The organism is Colwellia sp. KU-HH00111 (assembly GCF_040362745.1).
GTDB lineage: Bacteria > Pseudomonadota > Gammaproteobacteria > Enterobacterales > Alteromonadaceae > Colwellia.
Window position 1 is genome coordinate 20,445 of the sequence record NZ_BAABWO010000009.1, and the last position, 23,450, is coordinate 43,894.

At 38.2% G+C, this 23,450-nt stretch carries 22 protein-coding genes; 17 read left to right on the forward strand and 5 right to left on the reverse strand.

Annotation, left to right across the window (positions count from 1 at the left end; genetic code table 11):
* Positions 1 to 128: 128 nt before the first annotated feature.
* The 4 genes from ABXG98_RS15370 (at position 129) to ABXG98_RS15385 (ending at position 3,489) form a co-directional block, all read left to right on the forward strand.
* Complete coding sequence (locus ABXG98_RS15370; RefSeq protein WP_353539578.1) at positions 129 to 638, forward strand: DUF3087 family protein; 510 nt, start codon at positions 129 to 131, stop codon at positions 636 to 638.
* 37 nt (positions 639 to 675) lie between these two features.
* Entirely contained in the window at positions 676 to 1,059 is a 384-nt protein-coding gene (locus ABXG98_RS15375) for a VOC family protein (protein ID WP_353539579.1), read from the forward strand.
* Between the two features lie 130 nt (positions 1,060 to 1,189).
* Entirely contained in the window at positions 1,190 to 2,191 is a 1,002-nt protein-coding gene (locus ABXG98_RS15380; RefSeq protein WP_353539580.1) for an ABC transporter substrate-binding protein, read from the forward strand.
* Between the two features lie 14 nt (positions 2,192 to 2,205).
* Positions 2,206 to 3,489 (forward strand): GGDEF domain-containing protein, encoded by a 1,284-nt coding sequence (locus ABXG98_RS15385; protein WP_353539581.1) that lies wholly within the window; start codon positions 2,206 to 2,208, stop codon positions 3,487 to 3,489.
* A 139-nt stretch (positions 3,490 to 3,628) separates the two neighbouring features.
* Here ABXG98_RS15385 and infA read toward each other — a convergent pair whose 3' ends face one another.
* The 5 genes from infA to ald form a co-directional block, all read right to left on the reverse strand.
* A complete protein-coding gene (gene infA, locus ABXG98_RS15390) occupies positions 3,629 to 3,847 on the reverse strand; it encodes a translation initiation factor IF-1 (RefSeq protein WP_011043571.1) in 219 nt (72 codons plus the stop codon).
* Between the two features lie 181 nt (positions 3,848 to 4,028).
* Positions 4,029 to 4,745, reverse strand: a complete 717-nt coding sequence (locus ABXG98_RS15395; RefSeq protein ID WP_353539582.1) for an arginyltransferase — start codon at positions 4,743 to 4,745, stop codon at positions 4,029 to 4,031.
* A 26-nt stretch (positions 4,746 to 4,771) separates the two neighbouring features.
* Entirely contained in the window at positions 4,772 to 5,515 is a 744-nt protein-coding gene (gene aat, locus ABXG98_RS15400; protein ID WP_353539583.1) for a leucyl/phenylalanyl-tRNA--protein transferase, read from the reverse strand.
* Positions 5,516 to 5,543: 28 nt separating this feature from the next.
* Positions 5,544 to 6,494 carry a thioredoxin-disulfide reductase gene (gene trxB / locus ABXG98_RS15405; protein WP_353539584.1) on the reverse strand — a complete coding sequence of 317 codons (951 nt, stop codon included), beginning with the start codon at positions 6,492 to 6,494 and terminating at the stop codon, positions 5,544 to 5,546.
* Positions 6,495 to 6,698: 204 nt separating this feature from the next.
* Positions 6,699 to 7,817 (reverse strand): alanine dehydrogenase, encoded by a 1,119-nt coding sequence (ald, locus tag ABXG98_RS15410; RefSeq protein WP_353539585.1) that lies wholly within the window; start codon positions 7,815 to 7,817, stop codon positions 6,699 to 6,701.
* Positions 7,818 to 7,977: 160 nt separating this feature from the next.
* Here ald and lrp point away from each other — a divergent pair, with 160 nt between their 5' ends.
* The 13 genes from lrp (at position 7,978) to ABXG98_RS15475 (ending at position 22,688) form a co-directional block, all read left to right on the forward strand.
* Positions 7,978 to 8,460: a leucine-responsive transcriptional regulator Lrp gene (gene lrp / locus ABXG98_RS15415; RefSeq protein WP_353539586.1), complete on the forward strand. Its 483-nt coding sequence runs from the start codon at positions 7,978 to 7,980 to the stop codon at positions 8,458 to 8,460.
* Positions 8,461 to 8,510: 50 nt separating this feature from the next.
* A complete protein-coding gene (locus ABXG98_RS15420; RefSeq protein ID WP_353539587.1) occupies positions 8,511 to 11,036 on the forward strand; it encodes a DNA translocase FtsK in 2,526 nt (841 codons plus the stop codon).
* A 34-nt stretch (positions 11,037 to 11,070) separates the two neighbouring features.
* Complete coding sequence (lolA, locus tag ABXG98_RS15425; RefSeq protein WP_353539588.1) at positions 11,071 to 11,754, forward strand: outer membrane lipoprotein periplasmic chaperone LolA; 684 nt, start codon at positions 11,071 to 11,073, stop codon at positions 11,752 to 11,754.
* 119 nt (positions 11,755 to 11,873) lie between these two features.
* The gene (locus ABXG98_RS15430) at positions 11,874 to 13,211 is read left to right on the forward strand and encodes a replication-associated recombination protein A (protein ID WP_353539705.1); all 1,338 of its coding nucleotides are present in this window, start codon (positions 11,874 to 11,876) and stop codon (positions 13,209 to 13,211) included.
* Entirely contained in the window at positions 13,204 to 13,605 is a 402-nt protein-coding gene (crcB, locus tag ABXG98_RS15435; RefSeq protein WP_353539589.1) for a fluoride efflux transporter CrcB, read from the forward strand. The genes ABXG98_RS15430 and crcB overlap by 8 nt, the downstream gene beginning before the upstream one ends.
* A gap of 38 nt (positions 13,606 to 13,643) precedes the next feature.
* Positions 13,644 to 14,924: a serine--tRNA ligase gene (gene serS, locus ABXG98_RS15440; protein ID WP_353539590.1), complete on the forward strand. Its 1,281-nt coding sequence runs from the start codon at positions 13,644 to 13,646 to the stop codon at positions 14,922 to 14,924.
* 197 nt (positions 14,925 to 15,121) lie between these two features.
* A complete protein-coding gene (locus ABXG98_RS15445; RefSeq protein WP_353539591.1) occupies positions 15,122 to 15,628 on the forward strand; it encodes a TlpA disulfide reductase family protein in 507 nt (168 codons plus the stop codon).
* 69 nt (positions 15,629 to 15,697) lie between these two features.
* Positions 15,698 to 16,840 (forward strand): M14 family metallopeptidase, encoded by a 1,143-nt coding sequence (locus ABXG98_RS15450; protein WP_353539592.1) that lies wholly within the window; start codon positions 15,698 to 15,700, stop codon positions 16,838 to 16,840.
* Positions 16,841 to 17,144: 304 nt separating this feature from the next.
* Complete coding sequence (locus ABXG98_RS15455; protein WP_353539593.1) at positions 17,145 to 18,653, forward strand: alanine/glycine:cation symporter family protein; 1,509 nt, start codon at positions 17,145 to 17,147, stop codon at positions 18,651 to 18,653.
* A 108-nt stretch (positions 18,654 to 18,761) separates the two neighbouring features.
* Positions 18,762 to 19,088 (forward strand): zinc ribbon domain-containing protein, encoded by a 327-nt coding sequence (locus ABXG98_RS15460; RefSeq protein WP_353539594.1) that lies wholly within the window; start codon positions 18,762 to 18,764, stop codon positions 19,086 to 19,088.
* A gap of 7 nt (positions 19,089 to 19,095) precedes the next feature.
* The gene (locus tag ABXG98_RS15465; RefSeq protein WP_353539595.1) at positions 19,096 to 19,449 is read left to right on the forward strand and encodes a YeaC family protein; all 354 of its coding nucleotides are present in this window, start codon (positions 19,096 to 19,098) and stop codon (positions 19,447 to 19,449) included.
* A 75-nt stretch (positions 19,450 to 19,524) separates the two neighbouring features.
* Entirely contained in the window at positions 19,525 to 22,422 is a 2,898-nt protein-coding gene (locus tag ABXG98_RS15470) for a DUF349 domain-containing protein (protein WP_353539596.1), read from the forward strand.
* Positions 22,423 to 22,493: 71 nt separating this feature from the next.
* Positions 22,494 to 22,688: a DUF1289 domain-containing protein gene (locus tag ABXG98_RS15475; RefSeq protein WP_353539597.1), complete on the forward strand. Its 195-nt coding sequence runs from the start codon at positions 22,494 to 22,496 to the stop codon at positions 22,686 to 22,688.
* The last annotated feature ends 762 nt before the right edge of the window (positions 22,689 to 23,450 follow it).

The window sequence follows — 23,450 nt, forward strand, 5'->3', positions numbered from 1 at the left end:
GTTATTCGTAGATATAGCTTTAAACTCACCATTATTGGTGATTATGCTTTGTTGGCCTAAAGTTCAGCAAAATTAACATTTACAGTAACCGAATTATATTTTTATTATTCCAAGGAGTTGATTCTGCAATGCAGTTGACTGATATTGATAAATCCCGCTATAGAAAACATTTAAACATTGTCATTGCCGGATTTATCGGCACACTTTTGGTGTTAGCACTTATTTTTGGCCAATTACTTATCGTTAGCTTCGGTCAAGAAGGGGTGAGCAATTTCAGGTACAACTTACTTGGCGTGATTTTGTCATTACTCGCTTGTGCAGCGATTTTACATCAACTAAAGAGTTCATTGTTTTTTGCTGAAATTTATTATGTATGGCAACTCAAGCAGTTGCAGAACTTGATCTTTAGAAAATTAAAAAAACTGAAACTAGCGGCAGATAATGACGACAAAAATGCGCTTATTGTTCTATTGTTTTATTATCAAAGCCTGCAACAAGTTTATCACCTTGATGACAATACATTAACGATAAACACGGTAGATAAAAATCTAACAGACCTACAGGAAACAATTGCTAACAAAAACCTAACTATTAGGGTTGAGCAATTTGATAAAAAACTGCTAAGTTCTTATAGTTAAAGCACATACATCACATTAATTAAAGAAGGAATTACCCATGATAGGTTATGTTACTCTCGGTACAAATGATTTAGAAAAAGCAGTGTCTTTTTATGATCAATTATTTGGCACAATTGGCGCTGGACGGTTTATAGAAACCGAGCAGTTTGTTGCCTGGTCTACCGGTATGGATCAAGCGGGTGTATCAATTACTAAGCCTTTTGATGGCAAGCCAGCTACAGTAGGGAATGGTACTATGGTCGCGATAATGCTTGATTCCAATGAAAAAGTAGATGCTTTTTATAACAAAGCGATTGAGTTAGGGGCTACTTGTGAAGGTAAACCGGGACCACGAGGTGAGATGAGTGGCTTTTATGCCGGTTATTTTCGTGATTTAGATGGCAATAAACTCAATGCCTTTCATATGGATATGCCACAATAATCTTCTATTTATGGCGCTATGCGAATAGCGCTATCTTCACTGCTTGTACTAAATTGCACTGAGATTTAACAATTTATCATTTCTTTATCTATACTAGTTAAATTGAACATTAAAATATAAGTTAGTTACTTTGCGAATCAAGCTGCCTGTTTTTATTATCACCTTACTAGTGATTGTTATTAGTGTCTTATTGGTCACTTTTACTTCGCTAGACCTGTGGCAAGGTAAAAAATACCCGGTCACTATCGCAGTGTCAAAAACACCGTTATCAACGCCTTTTTATGTAGCAAAAACTATTCATGCTTTCGACAGTACTTGTGTTGATGCAACATTCATTGACGTAGTTGGCGGGCAAACAGCATTTGCTATGATGATGTCAGGTGAGGCTGACTTTAGTACTAGCTCTGATTCAGTGATTGCATTTCAAAGCTTAACCGGCAAAGCCTTTGTTAGCCATGCGGTATTTGCCCAATCGGATAATGATGTCAAATTAATCACGCAAAGAGCAGATAATAATAAAACAATAGTAGATTTAAAAAACCAAACTATAGGGGTAACTAAAGGGACTGCCAGCGAGTACTTTTTAAGTATTTTATTAGCTATGGAGGGTATGACTTTGGATGATGTAAAAGTCAAACATTATCCTACAGAACAACTTGTTGAGGGGTTAATTAACAATGAAGTTGATGCCATAGTCCCTTGGGAGCCTTATGTTTATCAGGCTAAATCTCGCTTACAAAACGAAATTAGTATTTTTGATAGCAAAAACCTAAACACTTTGACGTTTAATTTGTTATCACAGCCCGCTGATAACGAACTGGTTGAAAAGGCAGGTTGTGTGATAGATGCTTTGCGAATCGCTATTGACTATATAGCAACTCACCCTTTAAAAGCTCAACAAATAATGATGAGTAAATTAACGTTATCACCTTCTTACATAGATTGGGCTTGGCCTGATTATATTTTTAAGCTTGGCTTGAATCAATCATTACTGCTCAACATAAAATCTCAAGCAAGATGGGCAATTGAAAGTCAAATGGCTGATTACCAACAAACACCTAGCGTTGATGCTTTTATTGACACTAGGGCAATGTTTCAAGTTGATGCTAAAGCCGTCAATATTCCGCAATAGCAGGAGGTACAACGATGAACATAAGCCTGTCTAAACGGATCTACGTGTTTACCATGAGTTGTTGCTTATTGTTTGCTATTATCGTGAGCAGTATCTTTTGGGCCTCAGCCAAAGTCGAGCTTGCTTTTACTCGCAATATTTACGCACAAAAAGTTGAAAACCATACTAATATCCTTAAACAGCATATTATTAGTGAAGATATTTACGATAAGCAATACACCGCAGATACCTGGCTATTGTTACAAAGTAAATTGGTAAAGTTACTAAGAACTGCCCCTGATTTAACCCCTCAAGAGCAAACAATTCAAAATAGTATCATTAGTCACAGTAATAATGTTAAGCGATTATTTAACAAAATAAATGCCAATAAATTAAAAAATGCCAATGAAACTATTAAAAAACACTTAAAAGCCCGACTGATGACTCAGCTAGAAATCATTAGGGCAGATTCAGAGCAACTTTCAATTACCGTTCAAGACGACATACAAACAGAGATCAAACGGCAGGTGTTTATCATCATCGGGATACTAGCGGTAAGTTTTATTTTATTATTTTATGGCTCATTTAGATTAACCTATATTTTTAGAACGTCATTGGGTGAAGTAAAAGCTGCATTTAAAAAAAACCACAGTGGCCACTTTCAAAAAATAAAATTGTCTAAGTCAACAGTGGAGTTTGAAGCAGTGGTAACAGCATTTAATTTAATGAATCATAAGTTAAGTGAAACCACTGTTTCTTTAGCCCAGATGAAAAAAACGGTGGCAGAAAAAACACAAGATTTAGAGCAGCTATCTCGAACCGACCCTTTGACACAAGTAGCCAATCGTCGTGCACTTTATGAGCGTGGCAATATAGAGTTAGCACGTAAAAATAGATCAACTCATCAATTAAGTTTGATGATGTTAGATTGTGATTATTTTAAACGGGTAAACGATGAATTCGGTCATAGGGTAGGTGACAAACTGCTTAAACATATCTGTAGTATTTGTCATCAAGAAATCAGAGACATTGATTTTCTAGCGCGTTATGGCGGAGAAGAGTTTATTATAGTTTTGCCTGATTGCGACCTAAATGGCGGAGCAGAAATAGCCAAGCGTATTCAAACGGCGTTAACCAATCATTGTCTTAAAATAGATGATGCTGAGGTTTGTATAACAGTTAGTATTGGTATTTCTACCTTATGTAATAAACATCAAAATTTTGAACAGTTAATTAATGATGCTGATAATGCGATGTATATGGCCAAAGAGAAAGGGCGTAATCGAATTGAAGTGTCCAACGAGAAAAATTTGCATTAATGATGTTGGCGCTTTTTTATTTCTATTTAAGGTTTCGCTCATAAAAAAACCAGCATTAGGACTGGTTTTATTATGTCGATGGCATTGATTAGCGATAAGCGTTTAAACGAGGCTAATTTACCCTTGACTCAATTATCTATTATCTGGCACGGAAAATAATGCGACCTTTAGATAAGTCATAAGGTGTTAATTCAACCGTGACTTTATCACCAGTTAAAATACGAATATAGTTTTTACGCATTTTACCTGAAATATGAGCAGTAACCACGTGGCCATTCTCTAATTCAACTCGGAACATAGTGTTAGGTAACGTGTCTAAAACCGTACCTTGCATTTCAATATTTTCTTCTTTCGCCATGGGGCGCTAAACCTCTGTATGTTGTGCAAATAAGTCAGAATTTCAAACGATATTGTTAGAAATTGTGAACGATAAAAAAAGCTGCGCGAATGATGCCTAATTGTGCAGCTAAAGTAAAGCTTTGTGCTATTTTATTTGCTACAGAAGGTGATTTTTTGCTTGGTGTTAATAGTGCAAGGGTCTATTTTTCAATGCGTAACCATTCTTGGTCAATAAATTGTTCATAAGGAAAATAACGGTTTTTGTAATTCATTTTTGCACAATCATCAATTTGATAACCCAAATATAAAAAAGGTAAGTTGTTTTTTTTACACAAATCGATTTGAGAAAGAATCGAGAAAACACCCAAACCTTGCGATCTCATATCTGGATGGTAGAAGGTATACACTGCAGACAAGCCATTAATTAGCTGATCGGTTACCGCAACACACACTAATCTTTTATTTTCATTATCATGCGCCCAAGTTTCAATAAAGAGTTGTTGAGTTAAATTACTTGAAAGAAAACTTTTAAATTGTTGGAAATTAGCAGGGTACATGCTGCCATCTTGATGGCAAGTATTAATATAGGCTTCATATAGAGGGTAGTAGTTATCTTTTAGCTCTGATGAAATAACTATCTGCAAGTGTTTATTACGCTTTAATGAGCGTTTTTGGCTTTTCGATGGCATAAAATCATTAACCAGAACCCTAACAGATTGACAAGCGTTGCAGTTAGGGCAGTGTGGACGATAAGATTGATCGCCACTACGGCGGAACCCTTGAGTCATTAATAAGCTGTAGCTGTGATTGTTTTGCAATCGCTCATCTAAAGCGATTAATAACCGTTCTTCTTCATTCGGTAAATAGCTACATGGAAAGGTTTTGGTAATGCCCACTTTAAAATTACTATCATTCATGGTGTTACTACTCAGCTGGTTTTGCGTTAAATGTCCAGCGCTCTTGGTTGCCAAAAATCTGTTGTTAGCCTTTTATTTATAGCAGTTTGTTGACGTTTAATAAAATCTATTCGTGATATCTCTATTGCCCCCATATCAGCTAAGAAAGGATTAAGTAACTGACAATCAATAAACTCACTATCCATTGTGCTAAGCAGCTTAGTTAATGCCACTAAGGCAAATTTTGAGGCGTTAGCTTGGGTATAAAACATCGATTCACCTGAAAAAAAGCCATTGATGGCAACGCCATACAAACCGCCAACTAAGACTTTTTTTTCGTCTGTTGGCTTGTTTTCATCTATAGTATCAGGGATTGCTGTTTGCCAAACCTCAATAGAGTGCGCATAACCTAACCGATGTAAATTAGTGTAAGCTGTTTGCATTTGGGGAACAATCCAAGTGCCGTCTTTGCGAAAAGGAGCATCAGCACAATGTGCTATCACTTGTTCAAAGGCAGTATTTATTGTCACGCTATAGGGTGATTTTTTCAATGCTTTACGCAAAGTGCGATTAATTTTTAAATCTTCTATGCAGATTATAGCGCGTGGGTCGGGTGACCACCACATCAAGGGGTCATGCTCACTAAACCAAGGGAATATGCCTTGGCTGTAGGCATGTATTAATCGTTTTGGCTGTAAATCACCGCCAACAGCTAATAAGCCATTGGGGTCAGTTAATGCACAATCTAGTGCCGGGAAAGCAACATTATCATCATTAAGTTGATAGAGCATGACTATTCTCCGGCATCAATCTAGTCGCTTATTGTGCGTCTAAATAACGCTCAGCATCGAGTGCGGCCATACAGCCAGCTCCTGCTGAAGTAATTGCTTGACGGTATATGTGATCAGCAACGTCACCTGCGGCAAATACACCTTCAACACTCGTTTGGGTAGCATTGCCTTGGCTGCCACTTTGAATGGTTAAATAACCATTTTCCATCGCTAATTGGCCAGCAAAAATGTCGGTGTTTGGCTTATGACCAATGGCGATAAAGACACCTGCAACATCAATAACTTCGGTTTTATCAGTCGTAGTCTCTTTTAAACGCAAGCTAGTAACGCCCATATTATCCCCTAGCACTTCATCTAGGGTACGATTTGTATGCAATACAATATTTCCATTTTTAACTTTTTCTTCTAATCGAGCCGTTAATATTTTTTCACTACGGAAAGTATCACGACGATGTATTAAATGTACTTCACTAGCAATATTAGATAAATACAAGGCTTCTTCAACCGCGGTATTACCACCACCAACTACAGCAACTTTTTGGTTTTTATAAAAGAAACCATCACAAGTGGCACAGGCTGAAACACCACGCCCCATAAAGGCTTCTTCTGAGGGTAAACCTAAATATTGAGCTGAAGCACCAGTGCAAATAATAAGTGCGTCACAGGTATAACCACCATTATCACCGGTTAACTTGTAAGGTTTTGTTGAAAAATCAACCTCATTAATGTGATCAAAAACAATTTCAGTTTCAAATTTTTCTGCATGTTTTTGCATACGCTCCATTAATGCTGGACCTGTAAGGTCATCAGCATCACCTGGCCAGTTTTCAACCTCAGTGGTCGTTGTTAATTGTCCACCTTGTTGCATACCTGTGATCATTACAGGTTTTAAATTTGCGCGTGCAGCATAAACAGCAGCAGTGTAACCAGCAGGGCCTGAGCCTAAAATAAGCAGTGGGCAATGTCTAACGTCGCTCATGAATGAGTTCTCCGATGTGTATTTTGAAATTAATACCTAGCGGTATCAGTAATAACTATAGTAATTGGGATGATAAGGAAATAAAGCAAGGGGGTAAATCATTTGTTTGTTATATGCTAAATAAAAAAAAGCACACTTTTACTTAACTGTAAGTAAAAGTGTGCTTTTTGCACTGTGAATGAGTGCGTTTGTATATTTTAAATGTTAAGCGTTCAATGCCACACTAGGTTCAACGTATTCATACCCTAAATCGTCAGCAACTGGTTTGTACGTTATTTTACCACCCGCAACGTTTAAGCCTGCTAGTAAATGTGCATCATCAAGTAACGCTTGTTTAGCACCCTTGTTAGCAATAGTTACCGCAAATGGCAAGGTAGCATTAGTTAATGCCATGGTTGAAGTTCGGGCTACACCACCTGGCATATTTGCAACACAATAATGTACCACGTCATCTACTACATAAGTTGGCTCTTGATGCGTGGTGGCTTTTGACGTTTCAAAACAACCCCCTTGATCAATTGCAACATCAACAATAACAGCCCCTTTCTTCATCATTTTGATGTGTTCTTTAGTGACTAATTTAGGTGCTGCTGCCCCTGGAATTAATACCGCACCAATAACCAAATCGGCTTCAACAATCAGTTGATCCATAGCATCGGCAGTAGAGTAAACTGTTTTTAAACGGCCATCAAACTCAGTGTCTAGTTGACGTAAACGCGGTAAAGAACGATCTAAAATAGTGACATCTGCCCCCATACCAACGGCCATACGCGCAGCTTGAGTGCCAACAACGCCACCGCCTACAATAAGCACTTTCGCAGGAGCAACACCCGGAACCCCACCTAACAACGCACCTAAACCACCTTGTGCTTTTTCTAAGGCATGAGCACCTGCTTGAATTGACATACGGCCTGCAACTTCAGACATGGGGGCTAATAAAGGTAAGCCTCCTGTAGGTGAAGTTACTGTTTCATAGGCAATACACGTTGCACCAGAAGCAACTAATAATTCTGTTTGTTGTGGATCTGGTGCTAAATGTAAGTAAGTAAATAAAATTTGCCCTTCACGCAGCATTTTACATTCAACCGGTTGTGGCTCTTTAACTTTTATGATCATGTCTGCACTTGCAAATATTTCAGCAGCACTTTCAATAATTTTAGCACCTGCAGCAATGTACTGTTCATTGTCAAAACCAATTGCAGCACCGCCATCATGCTCAACAATCACTTCGTGACCATTAACTGATAACTCTTTAACGCCCGCAGGTGTTAAGCCAATACGGTATTCATGGTTTTTAATTTCTTTAGGTACACCAATAATCATATATTTCTCACTTAGGTTAACTTATTGTTTGAGTTTGCTGTAGCAAACTTTTATTTTAGATACCGCTAGTATAAACGCCATTAGCTAGATTAACCTGTCGTAATTTTTAGTTTGCCGATATATAATGCTACCATATTCTATTTTTTTAGTGATAAATATAATGAACGCATTGATAGAAAAAAAATTGGATCGGGTTGATAAAAATATATTGGTTGAATTACAAAAAAATGGTCGACTTTCAAATGTTGAATTATCTAAGCGGGTTGGATTGAGCCCAACACCTTGTTTAGAAAGGGTTAAACGTTTAGAAAAAGAAAAGTATATTCTGGGATATCAAGCTAATTTAAATCCAATAAAACTAGATGCGGCATTACTAGTTTTAGTTGAAATTACCCTAACCAAAACTAGCCCAGATGTGTTTGAAGAGTTTGCTGCTGCAGTTCACAAACTAGATGTTATTCAAGAGTGTCATTTGGTTTCAGGGAATTTTGACTTTTTATTAAAAACTCGTGTTAACGATATGTCGGCTTATAGAGAATTATTGGGTGACACCGTTTTACGTTTACCCGCGGTGAGTGCAAGTCGTACTTATGTGGTGATGGAAGAAATAAAATCTACTAATATGTTACCAATCAAGCGATAATTTGTTATTTTACTTACTAGTATCGCTCTTCGTATATCATGGAATAATAATTGTCTTCTGAACTTTTGAAAAATACAGACGAAACGCATCATGACCATCATGCTGCGCAGGATGAGTCAACAACAAAGCAGTTAAGTGGCGTTCAGCGTCTACTTGAAACGGGCTTACTCTTTTTTACTGTGCTAGCAATGTTTTTAATGCTGGCATTGTTTAGTTTTGATCCTGCCGATCCCGGTTGGGCCCAAACGGGTTATCAAACTCCGGTAAGAAACCTAGGAGGTGCTGTTGGTGCCTATGTTTCCGATTTATTGCTTAATCTTTTTGGTACAATTGCTTATAGCTTACCTTTTATTATTGCCATTATCGGGTGGTTGTTGTTTCAAAAATTTCATCAATTAATGCAGTTAGATTATTTAACGCTTGGTCTTAAGTTGGTTGGTTTTATTCTTTTTTATCTAGGAATAACAGCGTTAGCAAGTATGAACTTTGATGATATTTTTTATTTCTCAGCCGGAGGAATATTAGGAGATGTATTAAGCTCGACTTTTTTGCCTTATTTTTCTTTTATTGGTAGTACCTTAATATTTTTGATGTTCACCTGTTCAGGTATAGTATTTCTAACAGGGTTCTCTTGGTTAACCTTTATCGATAACGTTGGACGTTATACTATAGCAAGTGTCATTTTTTTACAAAAATTGCCTCATTTTATTATCGAAAAATTTGGTGTGAGTGAACAAAGCCCAACCACGAACAACTCATCGAAACAGGCCTCAACATCAAGTGATGTAACACAAGCTGTAATTGAACCTCCTGTTGAGAAACAAGCATCAATGTCAGTTAAAGGTGGTCAAGTTGATCGCAATGCGGAACAGCCATTAGAGCCATTTGTTGATATTAATGAACTAATGGGCGGGCCACTTGAAATCAATGTGCAGGAGCATGTTAACGAAGAAGAGATTACAGCTGCTTTTGCTGATGTAGAGAAGATAGACGTGGGTGACGATTCTAAGCGTGGTGAATTATCTACTAGCTCAGATACTCATCAAGTGAATCTAGTGCCTAACACCGAAGAGCCGTTAGACAGTTTACCATCAATCGATTTACTTGATCGGGCCGATAAAGCAAAAAACCCAATTAACCAAGAAGAATTAGAGCTAGTGAGTCGTTTAGTTGAAGCTAAACTACTCGACTTTAAAGTTGAAGCGCAAGTTGTTGCTGTTTACCCTGGCCCTGTGATTACCCGATTTGAACTTGACTTAGCACCTGGCATGAAAGTGAGTAAAATCAGTTCATTGTCAAAAGATTTAGCGCGTGCATTATCTGCCATAAGTGTTCGTGTAGTTGAAGTCATACCGGGTAAATCTGTTATTGGTTTAGAGTTACCTAATAAACACAGAGAAATAGTGCGTTTAAGCGAAGTTATTTCTTGTCCTGAGTTTGAGCAATCAAGCTCTGCATTGACTATGGTTTTGGGTAAAGATATTGCCGGTGAGCCCGTAGTGGTCGATTTAGCCAAAATGCCGCATTTGTTAGTTGCAGGAACAACAGGTTCAGGTAAATCTGTGGGCGTGAACACCATGATTGTCAGCTTGTTATATAAATCAACACCTGAAGATGTTCGCTTGATTATGATTGACCCGAAAATGCTTGAATTAAGCGTGTATGAGGGAATTCCACACTTATTAGCTGAAGTGGTCACTGACATGAAAGATGCCGCTAATGCTTTACGTTGGTGTGTTGGTGAAATGGAACGTCGGTACAAATTAATGTCAGCATTAGGGGTGCGTAATCTTAAGGGTTATAACACTAAAATTCTCAAAGCGATTGATGCTGGCGAACCGATTATTGACCCTTTATGGCAACCCACTGACGGCTTAGATCAAAAACCACCGCTATTAGAAAAACTGCCAAGCATTGTTGTCATTGTTGATGAATTTGCCGACATGATGATGATAGTTGGGAAAAAAGTAGAAGAGCTGATTGCGCGTATCGCGCAAAAAGCCCGTGCTGCGGGTATTCATTTAATTCTAGCAACGCAACGTCCTTCTGTTGATGTTATCACTGGATTGATTAAAGCTAATATCCCAACTCGAATGGCGTTTCAGGTATCCTCAGGGTTAAACTCACGCACTATCTTAGATCAGCAAGGTGCTGAGCAACTACTGGGGATGGGTGACATGCTGTATTTGCCGCCTGGGACTGGTGTGCCAACGCGAGTGCATGGTGCTTTTATTGACGATCATGAAGTACACGCAGTGGTTAAAGATTGGAAATTACGTGGTGAACCAAATTATATTGAAGAGATTCTGGCAGGTGGTAGTGATCCTGATACCTTACTACCAGGCGAATTAGCAGAGGGTAGTGAAGATGAAGAGCTCGACCCCTTATATGATGAAGCGGTAAATTTTGTTACAGAAAAGCGTCGTGTTTCTATTTCAAGTGTACAACGACAGTTTAGAATAGGCTATAACCGCTCTGCTAGAATAGTGGAACAAATGGAAATTCAAGGTGTTGTTAGTACAGCTGGCACTAATGGGGCACGTGAAGTGTTAGCGCCACCGCCAATTAGAGATTAGCATTAACAACACATTAATCACATTCGGATAATACATGAAATCACATTCTATAACGTTAGTCATTCCAGCCTTCGCCGCTTTAATGATAAACACCTTAGCAATCTTTGAAACTTTAGCGCAGCCAACGTTAGAGACAGCAGTGGTACAAGCTGACGCTAAAAGTAAATTAATGAAAAAACTGGCCAACTTACACCACTTTAGTGCCAATTTTAGCCAACAAGTAGTAAGTGAGTCAGGTGAAGTATTAGCGCAAAGCTCTGGTGAGTTGGCTATCAGTAAACCAAATTTGGCTAACTGGCATACTCAAATGCCTGATGAATTAGCGATAGTTTCAGATGGTAAAGATGTGTGGTTTTATAATCCTTGGATCGAACAAGTGAGTGTTTATGCGTTATCAGCCGCCATAGCTAAAACGCCTATTTTATTATTAACCAGTAAAGATAAGTCGTTATGGCAGCAATATGAAGTTACTCAGTTGGCTAACAATGACAGTTTTGTCATCAGTGCCAATGATATCAATAGCCAAATTAAAAGTTTAACCTTGGTATTCGATAATGAAAGCAGTGGGCAACTAAGCCAGTTTTCATTTCTCGACGCTACCGGGCAACTAAGTAATATCACGTTAAGTGACTTTAATGCCGTACAAAAACCAGAGCCTAGTTTATTTACTTTTGATGTTCCTGAAGGTGTGCAAATCGATGATCAACGTGCTAACTAGGAATAGTTGTGACTAATTCTGAGCCTAACGAGCATCAACAAACCAGTCTTTTTGCAGAGCCGTCAGCGGCAAGCGAAACCCAACAGACCTTAGCCGCTAGTAATAACACCTTAGCACCTTTGGCCGCACAGTTACGCCCGAAGACTTTAGCTGATTATGTGGGTCAGCAGCATATTCTCGGCATAAATTCGCCGCTTAAACAAGCAATAGAGCAAGGTAATTGTCATTCACTTATTTTTTGGGGACCACCCGGAAGCGGGAAAACTACCTTAGCTGAAATTATTGCCACCCATGCTAAAGCTAAAGTTATTCGACTGTCTGCGGTTACTTCGGGTATCAAAGAAATCAGGCTTGCTATTGAGCAAGCCAAAATCAGAGCAAGTAACAGCCAAAGTCATCCCAATGAGTCATTAGGTAAAACCGTTCTCTTTGTTGATGAGGTCCATCGTTTTAATAAATCACAGCAAGATGCTTTTTTACCATTTATAGAAGATGGCACGCTTATTTTTATAGGCGCGACCACTGAAAATCCAGCCTTTGAATTGAACCAAGCGATTTTATCTAGAGCACGAGTTTATACCCTAAAAAAACTGACTAAAGATGAGTTAGCACAAGTGTTAACTAGAGCTTTGTCTTTAGTTGAAAACAAGCAACATGTAGTGCTAGATGATGATGCCGTTCAAAGTTTGCTAAATCGCAGTGATGGTGATGCCAGACGTTTACTCAATTTATTAGAAAACTGTTTAGATAGTCTACCTAACTCAACGACAGAGCAAGAAAGCACTAAAACTATTACCGTAGCATTAATAGCTCAAGTTGCCGGTAGCAAAATCGCGCTTTATGACAAAGGAGGCGATGCTTTTTACGATCTCATTAGTGCATTTCATAAATCAGTACGTGGCTCTGATCCTAATGCTGCTTTATATTGGTACGCTAGAATACTTACCGGCGGTGGTGATGCCCTTTATGTTGCTCGTCGTTTGTTAGCCATTGCCAGCGAAGATATTGGTAACGCCGACCCTAGAGCTATGCAGTTAGCCATAAATGCGTGGGATACCTTCCACCGTGTTGGACCAAGTGAAGGTGAACGCGCTATTGCTCAAGCAGCCGTTTATATGGCATTAGCACCAAAAAGTAATGCCGTGTATATGGCGTTTGGTCAAGCCAAAGCTTTAGCCAAGCAAACGGCTAATTTAGATGTGCCACACCATTTAAAAAACGCCACCAGTGATATCACTAAAGAATTAGGTCATGGTGTTGACTATCGCTACGCACACCATGAAGCGCAGGGGTTTGCTGCTGGAGAAAACTATTTTCCCGAAGCTATAGCAACAGCTGAGGGTTATAATACTGCGTTCTATCAGCCAAGTGATCGAGGCTTAGAGAAACAGCTAAAAGCAAAATTAGACTATTTATCTCAATTAAACCAACACAGTGACGAGCAACGTTATGACTAGTACCATTAGTAATTTCACCCTTTATGCGTTTGTAGCGCTTGGTGGTGCCTGTGGTGCTAGTTTACGTTTTTATATTTCACAATTAGTGTTAAATTGGCTAGGAAAAGGGTTTCCTTTTGCGACTTTGATGGTTAATATCACCGGCTCATTTATTATGGGTTTGTTATACCAGTTAATAGAACATGAAATTTTAGATATTAGTATCCACAGAACCTTAATTGGAATTGGGTTTTTAGGTGCATTTACTACTTTTTCAACATTTTCATTAGACTCTTTGTTATTAATACAACAAGGAGACTTGTTAAAAGCGGCCATTAATATTTTATTAAATGTGTCACTTTGTATTGCCGCTGCGGCCTTGGGTCTGTACCTCGTTTCCGCGATAGCAAAATAGAACATTACTTTTACACTTAAACAAATACGTGAATAATTATGCTTGATGCCAAAGAACTTAGAACAAATTTAGATCACATCGCTACGCAGTTAGCAAAACGTGGCTTTACTCTTGATACACAAACGTTAACGGCGTTGGAAGAGCAACGTAAAGCAATCCAAGTCAAAACCCAAGATTTGCAAAACGAGCGTAACACTCGATCTAAATCTATTGGTCAAGCAAAAGCCCGCGGTGAAGATATTGCGCCATTACTTGCTTCGGTTAGCCAATTAGGTGCTGAGTTAGATGCCGCAAAAGAAGAACAAGATCAAGTGCTTGAAAAAATCGAAACCATTGCCAGCGCTATTCCAAATATTTTACATGAATCAGTGCCTGAGGGAGCCGATGAAGATGACAACGTTGAAGTTAAGCGTTGGGGAACACCACGTCAATTCGACTTTGAAATAAAAGATCATGTTGATCTAGGTTTTGGGGTTAACAAAGGCTTAGATTTTGAAAGTGGTGCTAAATTAGCAGGTACCCGTTTTGCGGTAATGCGTGGTCATATAGCTAAGCTGCATCGTGCACTTGCACAATTTATGCTTGATATGCATACCCAAGAGCATGGCTACCAAGAAATGTATGTACCTTATTTAGTTAATGCAGCTTCTTTGTACGGAACGGGTCAATTACCAAAATTTGGTGAAGATCTTTTTCATACTGATTTATCAGGTAAGAACTTTTCATTGATCCCTACATCAGAAGTACCCTTAACTAATATGTACCGTGATGAAATTGTAGATGAAGCTGACCTACCTATTAAAATGACCGCACATACGCCATGTTTTAGAAGTGAAGCGGGTTCGGGCGGACGTGATATTCGAGGACTTATTCGCCAACATCAGTTTGACAAAGTTGAAATGGTGCAATTAGTTAAACCTGAAAACTCTTTTGACGCGCTAGATGAACTGACTCGTCATGCTGAGGCTATTCTTGAAAAATTAGGGTTACCTTATCGTACGATGGCGCTTTGTAGTGGTGATGTAGGCTTTAGTGCTACTAAAACATTTGATTTAGAAGTGTGGTTACCGGCACAAAATACTTACCGTGAAATTTCTTCATGCTCAAATATGGGAGCCTTCCAAGCTCGTCGCATGCAAGCACGTTTTCGTAATAGTGAAACCAATAAGCCAGAATTACTGCATACGCTAAACGGCTCAGGCTTAGCAGTAGGGCGTACTTTAGTTGCTATTTTAGAGAACTACCAACAAGCCGATGGTAGCATTGATATTCCGACGGCTTTACAGCCTTATATGAATGGTTTAGCAACTATTAGTTAAGATACCAATAAAAATAACAACCATTTATCTGGTGTTGTTTTTACAATGATTGAGCTACTAATGTTTCATTAGTAGCTTTTTTTTATGCTTAACGTTGTTTACTCGCCTTGTAATTTTTTGTTGAAAGTCGGGTCTATTAAATTATTAAAGCTAAAAATTATTGTTACAACTAAAATCTAATTAATAGGAACATCCAATTGTTAACCACACTCAAAAGCCTTTTTTTACAAGGGTTGGTATTTTTCATTATTTTTCAAAGCATTTCGTTTTTTCGTGAAACCAGCATGTTGTCTACAGACACTCGTATTTCTCAAACGAATCAATTATCTTTTGATAATGTGCCAACATTGATGGGTGAAACGGTGTCGTTAAACTCTCAAGGTAAAAACACAGTTATCTATTTCTTTGCACCTTGGTGTCAGGTTTGTCATGTGAGTATTGGTAATTTACAAGCCTTATACCAGAAAAATAAACAGCTTGATGTTATTGCAGTAGCATTAGATTATAGCAGTGTTGATGAAGTGATGGCGTTTACTCAACAGCACCAATTAACATTTCCTATTGCTTTAGGCTCCGAAAAAATCAAACAAGCTTTTTCAATATCAGCTTATCCAAGTTATTATGTAATTAACAAAGAAAATTCTATTATTGGTAAATCTTTAGGTTATTCTTCAGCATTGGGTCTTTATCTAAGATCTTTGTAGTGATCTTATTTATGTTTGTGTACACTGTTCCTTTCTTTCTTTTCTATCAGAACGTAAAGGCCATTTCCTATGCAAATATCTGACAACTTTGATAGCGGTAATATCCGTGTTATCGATGCAACAAACGCTAATAACATCCAACTTGAAATCAAAAAGGATAATCAATCTGATTTCTACCAATGGTTTCATTTCAAGCTTCAAACGGATGTGTCACCGACAAATGAACGTCAAGAGCATGTTATTCATTTAACTAATGCAGGCAAAGCAGCTTATGTTGAAGGCTGGGAAGACTATCAAGCAGTAGCATCCTATGATCGTGATCATTGGTTTCGTGTACCTACTAGCTATGATGGTGAAAAACTCACTATTACCTTAACACCAGAATATGACTCGGTATATTTTGCCTATTTCTCGCCTTACAGTTACGAAAGACATCAAGATTTATTGCACAATGCTCAGATGCATTTAGACTGCCAATTACAAGTGTTAGGACAAACTCTTGATGGTAGAGATATGAGCTTGTTGAAAATTGGCGAAGAAGGCGAAGGTAAACGTGTTATTTGGTTAACTGCGCGCCAACACCCGGGTGAAACCATGGCTGAATGGTTTATTGAAGGGTTTCTAGACCGTCTACTTGATGAAGATGATGGTGTAGCACGTGCGTTATTAAATCAAGCCGTATTTTATATTGTCCCTAACATGAACCCTGATGGCAGTGTGCGTGGTCATCTTCGTACTAATGCTGTTGGCGCCAACTTAAACCGTGAATGGTTAGAGCCAAGCATGGAACGTAGTCCTGAGGTTTATCTAGTGCGTGAAAAAATGTTTGAAACGGGCGTTGATATGTTTTTAGATGTTCATGGCGATGAGGCATTACCGGTAAATTTTGTTGCTGGTTGTGAAGGCGTGGTAAATTATGATGCTCGTCATAAAGCCCTTGAAGATAAATTTAAAGCGATTTTGTTATCGTTAACCCCTGAATTCCAAGATGATCGTGGCTATGATAAAGATGAGCCAGGCAAGGCTAACCCAACGGTTGGCACTAACTGGGTCGGTAATCAATTTAAGTGTTTAGCTTACACGATTGAAATGCCATTTAAAGATAACGATTTATTGCCTGATTATAGTATGGGTTGGTCTGATATTCGTAGTAGCTTATTAGGACGCGATTTCTTAGCTGGTGTTCATCATATGATAGATGACTTAAGGTAGTTATTAACAGTTATGCTGAACGCTAGCATAAAGTAATAATATCAATCAGGTTAATTAAAGGGTAGAGTTTGACTAAGAATATTTAACCATGCCTTTTTAGTTAGCCTGATTGTTGTCAACATCAATAGTTGTTATTAATAGTTTCATCATACAATACCTGAATGTGTCGGCAAAATAGTAAAAAAATTACGGATTAATGAATTTATTCACTCTTTAGTGTGAATAAATTCAGACATTTTAAAGTAAAGACTCTTTTAGCAATGTGATATAAATATAAAAATATAAAAAGATAAGAGGAAATTAAATGCAAGACTTAGTCAATACTATCAATGGTTACATATGGAGCAGTGCGTTAATTTATCTGTGTTTAGGCGCAGGTTTGTTTTTCACCGTGATGACTCGATTTGTACAAGTACGTCAATTTTCAGAAATGTGGCGTTTATTAATGTCTGGCAAAAGCTCCGAGCAAGGCATATCACCTTTTCAAGCGTTAGCAATTTCTTTATCTGGTCGTGTTGGAGCTGGTAATATTGCAGGTGTTGCTGCTGCAATCGGCTTTGGTGGCCCAGGGGCTGTATTTTGGATGTGGGTTGTGGCTTTTTTTGGTGCAGCAACCGCTTATATCGAATCAGCAAATGCTCAAATATATAAAGAAGAGCATGATGGCAAGTACCACGGTGGACCCGCTTATTACATTGAAAAAGCTATGGGGCAAAAGTGGTATGCTTGGACTTTTGCTGTTGCCACTATTTTGGCTACGGGCGTACTGTTACCTACGGTACAGTCAAATACTATCGGTACAGCAATAGAACAAGTTTTTGCTAATACAGGTAGTATAGATACAGCTATTGGCGTTATTAGTTATGCTAAACTTTATACTGCAACAGGCATTGTGTTATTACTTGGTTTTATCATTTTTGGTGGTGTTAAACGAATTGCTAACTTTACCCAAGTAATCGTACCTTTTATGGCATTAGCCTATATTTTGGTTTCATTAATTATAATTGGTTTAAATATCACCCAACTACCCAGTGCCTTTATGTTAATTGTTGGTGATGCATTCACCCCAATGGCTGGTTTCGGTGCTGCAATAGGCTGGGGGGTTAAACGTGGCATATACTCAAATGAAGCGGGTCAGGGCACAGGGCCTCATGCGGCAGCTGCTGCCGAAGTTGAGCATCCAGCACAACAAGGATTAGTTCAAGCCTTTTCTGTTTACATTGACACCTTATTTGTTTGTTCAGCAACAGCGTTTATGATCATCATTACTGGCACTTACAATGTTCATGGTGCAGGTGATTTATTTGTGGTACAAAACATAGCCAGCGATGTGGTTGCTAGCGGTCCTGAATATACACAAATTGCGGTTGATAGTGTTTTTACTGGCGTTGGTAAACCTTTTGTTGCCCTTGCATTATTCTTCTTCGCATTTACCACCATATTGGCTTATTATTTTATCGCGGAAAACAATATTTATTACATTAAACGCACTTTCAAACTACCTGGCGCGGTATTTATGTTGAAAGTTGTTATTATGACCGCAACTTTTTATGGCACAGTAAAAGCTGCTAGTATAGCTTGGGGTCTCGGTGATATTGGGGTTGGCTTAATGGCATGGCTAAATATCATTGGTATTATTATTATCTTCTTTATGTCAAAACCGGCAGTCAAAGCACTTAATGATTACGAACAACAACAAAAAGAGGGTGTTGAACATTACACCTTTGATCCTAAAAAATTGGGTATAAAAGGAGCAACTTTTTGGGAAGATCGCTTGGCTAAATCTAAAGGTAGTGACGTGAATATGTCTTAGCGCAATATTTTATAGTTTAATGATAAAAAACGTCCATAAGGACGTTTTTTTTTGTGCGAAAAAAGGTAGAATATTTGTCACATTATAAATGTCGAATTGAGTCTTTTAATGGCAGTGATCAATTGCCCAAGTTGCAAAAAAAAAATATCCGATAAAGCAAACGCATGTAGTCATTGTGGTTTGTCTCTTCAGGCATTAGACACAGATAAAATTGCCAACCTTGCCAAGGTTAATCGTATCAACCAAGCACAACGGTTAATGAATTATTCTTTCATCGCTATGTTATTATTTTGTGGCGGTTTTTTATTTATGTTTTGGGATAATGTTGAACAGGGTACTTGGCAGTATTTATTAGCGATGACAAGTACTATCATAGGATTTATTCTCTATATTGTTATTCGTATTCGATTACTTTTCTTTAAACGTCAAAAATAGGGCGACCATGAATTTAGAAAGCACCATTGAAAATATGCCAGAAACAATGTATTTACGTTTGAAATGTGCCGCAGAAACCGGAAAATGGCCTGAAGGTACTGTGGTTGAGCAAGCACAACGTGATACCGCATTACAACTGATTATGGCCTATCAAGCGCGTCACCTTGATAGTGATGAAATGCTGACTATAGGTAGCGATGGTCAAATGGTACATAAAAACAAACGGCAATTAAAAGCTCAGTTCACTACAGCCGCTAAAGATAAACCAATCACGCCTTGCGCTAAACCGGCAGATGCCAGCGTTGACCCAGACGTTAATAACGAGAGTAAAAGCGACATCGCTCATTTTACTAATTTATAAATAGTTTCTATGTCATCTGCCAACATTATTGGTGGCAGATGACGTACTATCTTGACCACTAAAGTGTAACCTCCCATGATTTTTAAATTGTTTAAAAGTAAAAACAGCTGGCAACATAAAGACAGTAATGTGCGAATATCGGCGATAAATGATGAGTTAGATAGTGATAACAATGAAGATAAAGCCATTTTATTATCTTTACTTGAAGGTGACCCAAGTGAATTAGTGCGCAGAGCCGTTTTATTAAAGTTTAATTGTTTCGATCATTATCTCACTGCTGTTTCTGAAAATGACCATAGTGCGGTGCAAGCATTTGCAGCGGCACAAATTCGCGACATCTTAGCAGATAAGCACACGATCAGTTTGTCGACAGCACAAAAGCAAGCCTTTATTAATACAACGATTCAGCGTGACTCATTTGACACGGCATTGTTTAGTTACTGGTTAGAACATGAGCAAGAGCCAAGTATCATTGTTAGTTTAGTTGAAGCGCTTTTACCCAAGAAAAACACCGCGCAATTTCTGTTACAAACGTTCAGTAAAAAACAGTCCCCAGCAGTGCAAACACTGTTGTTATCGTTAGCGCTGCCAGAATTATCTGATCAAGCTTTTTTAGCCAAACTAGTTAAAAAAGCGGGAAGTGATGACATTGTAAAATTAATAAATGATCGTTTAGCACAGCAACGCGCACAATTAGAAAAACCGAAAAAATTATTAAAGCAAAACCAACTGATTCTGGCAAAACTGTTAGCACTAAAAGATCAAAGTGATTATGGCCACTACATCACCAAAAAAGCGAGCTTAGCACAAGAGTGGCAGCACAACAGGGCCGACATTGATTGTTTAAGTGAAGAAGATCAGCAAACGCTCGAAACAAAATACGATAAAATCACTGCTCAACTAACCGAGTTATTTGCGCCGAAAGAGGAAGCATTTCAACAAGCTCAAATCGCCGAACAACTTTTACAAGATAAACGTGAGGCTAGGGCACAGCTAACTGATAGCATCGCGGTGTTAAACCAAGAGATCATTACAGCTGTTTTTGAAGAATCTGATCACACCGATGAAAGTTTGGTTCAACAAGCGTTTGCTGAAAAACTTAAGCAGTTAAATCAGCAGCTGGGTAACAGCGTACTTAATGAAAGCGATCAAGCTGAATTTGCCAAGCAAATAGCACAACTAGAAAAACGCTTAACACAGCTACCTGAAATCGCACAATCTGTCAGTGAGGCAACTTATCTTGTTTCTAAAATTTCACAATTATCACTGCCACAAACGCTAGCTGAATTATGCGATCGACAACAAATTTATCATGACTGGCTAAGCCAATGGAAACTTGTTGATAAAAAAGCTTGTGGTATTTTACCTCAGTCCATTGTAGACGCACATTTAGAGATAACCAAACTGTGGCGTGCAGGACTTAAGCCTTTGGAAGCGGAACAAAGACAATTATTCAACCAAAGCAAGAAAAAGTTAATTGACTTAAAGCGCTTACTTGCAGCTGGCAAGTATAAAGTTTGCTTTGGCATTTTTAAAGGAGTTAAACAAGCAATGCAATTGTTGTCTAAATCACAACAGTTACAATTACAGCATGATTATTCCATTGTCAGTGAAAAAATCGCTGAAATCAGTGATTGGGAACATTATATTGCAACGCCGCGTAAGCAAGAACTACTCGCTGAAATAAATGCCATAGTCACCAATCCTCTTGATAACCCGAATGAACAAGCGGATAAAGTTAAGCACTATAGAAAAATATGGAATTCGTTAGGTCATGCCGATGAAGAGATAGATCAAGCATTAAACGAACAATTTAACCTTGCTTGTGAACAAGCCTTTGCCCCATGTCGACAATATTATGCGGAGCAAGAAAAACGCCGTGAGCAACATTTAGCTAAACGCCATGAGCTTCTTAAACAAGCTGAGCAGTTAGCGCAAATGGTCACTAGCTCAAATGATACCGCTGAGGTCATTGATTTTAAAGCGCTTGACGGTAAATTAAATAAACTGCAACAGCGCTGGCAACAAGCAGGTGAGGTTGATAGAGAGCACTATCAAAAACTGTTGAAACAATATAAGCACCTAATTCAACCTATTCGCAAAGCGATTAAAGACTTTCATGATGCTAATGGAGCAAGCAAACAGGCATTGATTAAGCAAGCTGAGCAACAACTAGCTGTTGAAGACATATATCAGGCGATAGATACTATCAAACAATTGCAACAACAATGGCGGGATGTTGGTTTTGCTGGCTCTCATCAAGAGTCGAAACTCTGGCAAAACTTCCGTGCTATTAATGATCAAGTCTTTGCCAAACGCGAGCAGGTAAAATCTAAGCAACAAGCGCAACTTGATGAATTAGCCAATAGTTACAATGACGCACTCGCTCAACTTAAAGTGGAAGCAGAAAACACTGGTAATGACCAAACTCGATTAAAACAGCTTGAAAATGAAGCATCAGATTTATTCGATCAAGTACGTGCAATTAGGCCTGTACCTAAATCTTCAGCTATCGCTATTGAACGTTTTATTGCTGAACTAGCGGATAAAATTGCGTTAATTGAACATAAAAAAAGCAAGGTTTCTTGGCAAAGCCTGTTTGCTTTACTCAATAAAATATCCAATAATTCAGACGGTTATACAATAGAGACACTTTCTGATGAAACAGAGTTTCAGCAACTTTCAAGTTTTTGGAAAAAACGTTTAGCTGAGCAATGCCAGTTAACAACAATTGCTGATTGTGATATCAGAGCGGAAAAAACATTGGCTTTAGAGATTTTGGCAAAGGTTGATTCACCTGCTGAACTTGCAGATCAGCGTATGGCGGTTCAAGTCGGCTTGATACAAACGCAAATGCAATCATCAGTTGAAGTAGATTTAACTCAGAGTTTTGTCGATTGGTTGCGCTTAGGCAAATTACAAGCGAGTGACTCTGTTTTACTAGCAAGATTACAAAACATCTTTGTTTGTTAATTTTATCATGTGCTAGCACCTTTGTTGTTTAGCACATGGGTTTTTCTGCTTTTGGAGCACAGTAATATACCATGTTTATCGGAAATAATAATGTAATCACTCCTTGCATTAGTCAATGCAGACTTGATGACAATGATATTTGTCAGGGGTGTTACCGTACTTCATCTGAAATTACTGATTGGGCAAATAAGTCAGAAGACGCAAAGATTGCTATTACTATTCGATGTAAAAAAAAGATCGCTCTGCGTTGTCAAGATAGCCAATAATTCAAGTAAAGCTATAACATACAAGTAGGTTGGCAGTTCATACTATACAAAAGGAAAGCTGCAATCAGATGATTAAGGTGAAACACTTTCAAATTGCCTTTTATGTAGGTTTATTTGCCACAATAATTGGGTTGATTGCCTTTTCTGTGAGTTGGCATTCGTGGCAGTATTTTGATGGGCCGCTACCCGGGTATGATATTCTGCTGTTTCCAGGCAACCTAACACTGATATATTTTTGGCATCCGATTTTCACTGAAGAAGTAGACTTTTGGCCTAAGCTGGCAATGTTACTCTTTGGTCAATGTTTTGTGGTAAGTTGTTTTGTCATGATGTACATAGTTGTGAAAAGCAGCCTTTTATTCATTCTACGTCAAATTATCCGCTCTATTAAATAATCGACTTAACAAACGTGCATTTTGTTACACATGTGCATCGTTTACCATGATGTTTATGTGCTAAATTGAGGTCAGGCCGGTAAAAGTGTTGAACTTAGCCACTAGGTAAGTAATATATTGATTTTATATTAATATTTTTGGAATCATCAAAAAAAAATCACCATGTCATTACTTGAACTGTCTTGATAATGCTTTTCTTGCCGTATTACTTTATATTAGCCAATTTAGAGTAATACTATACTCTTAAATCGTATTTCTATCATCGAGATGTAGGAGAGGTACCATACTTTTATGCAGAACATCAAACACAAGTCCTGATTAATAAACAAGGCAACCTTAAGCAATACTTTCATACAACACCCTCAGA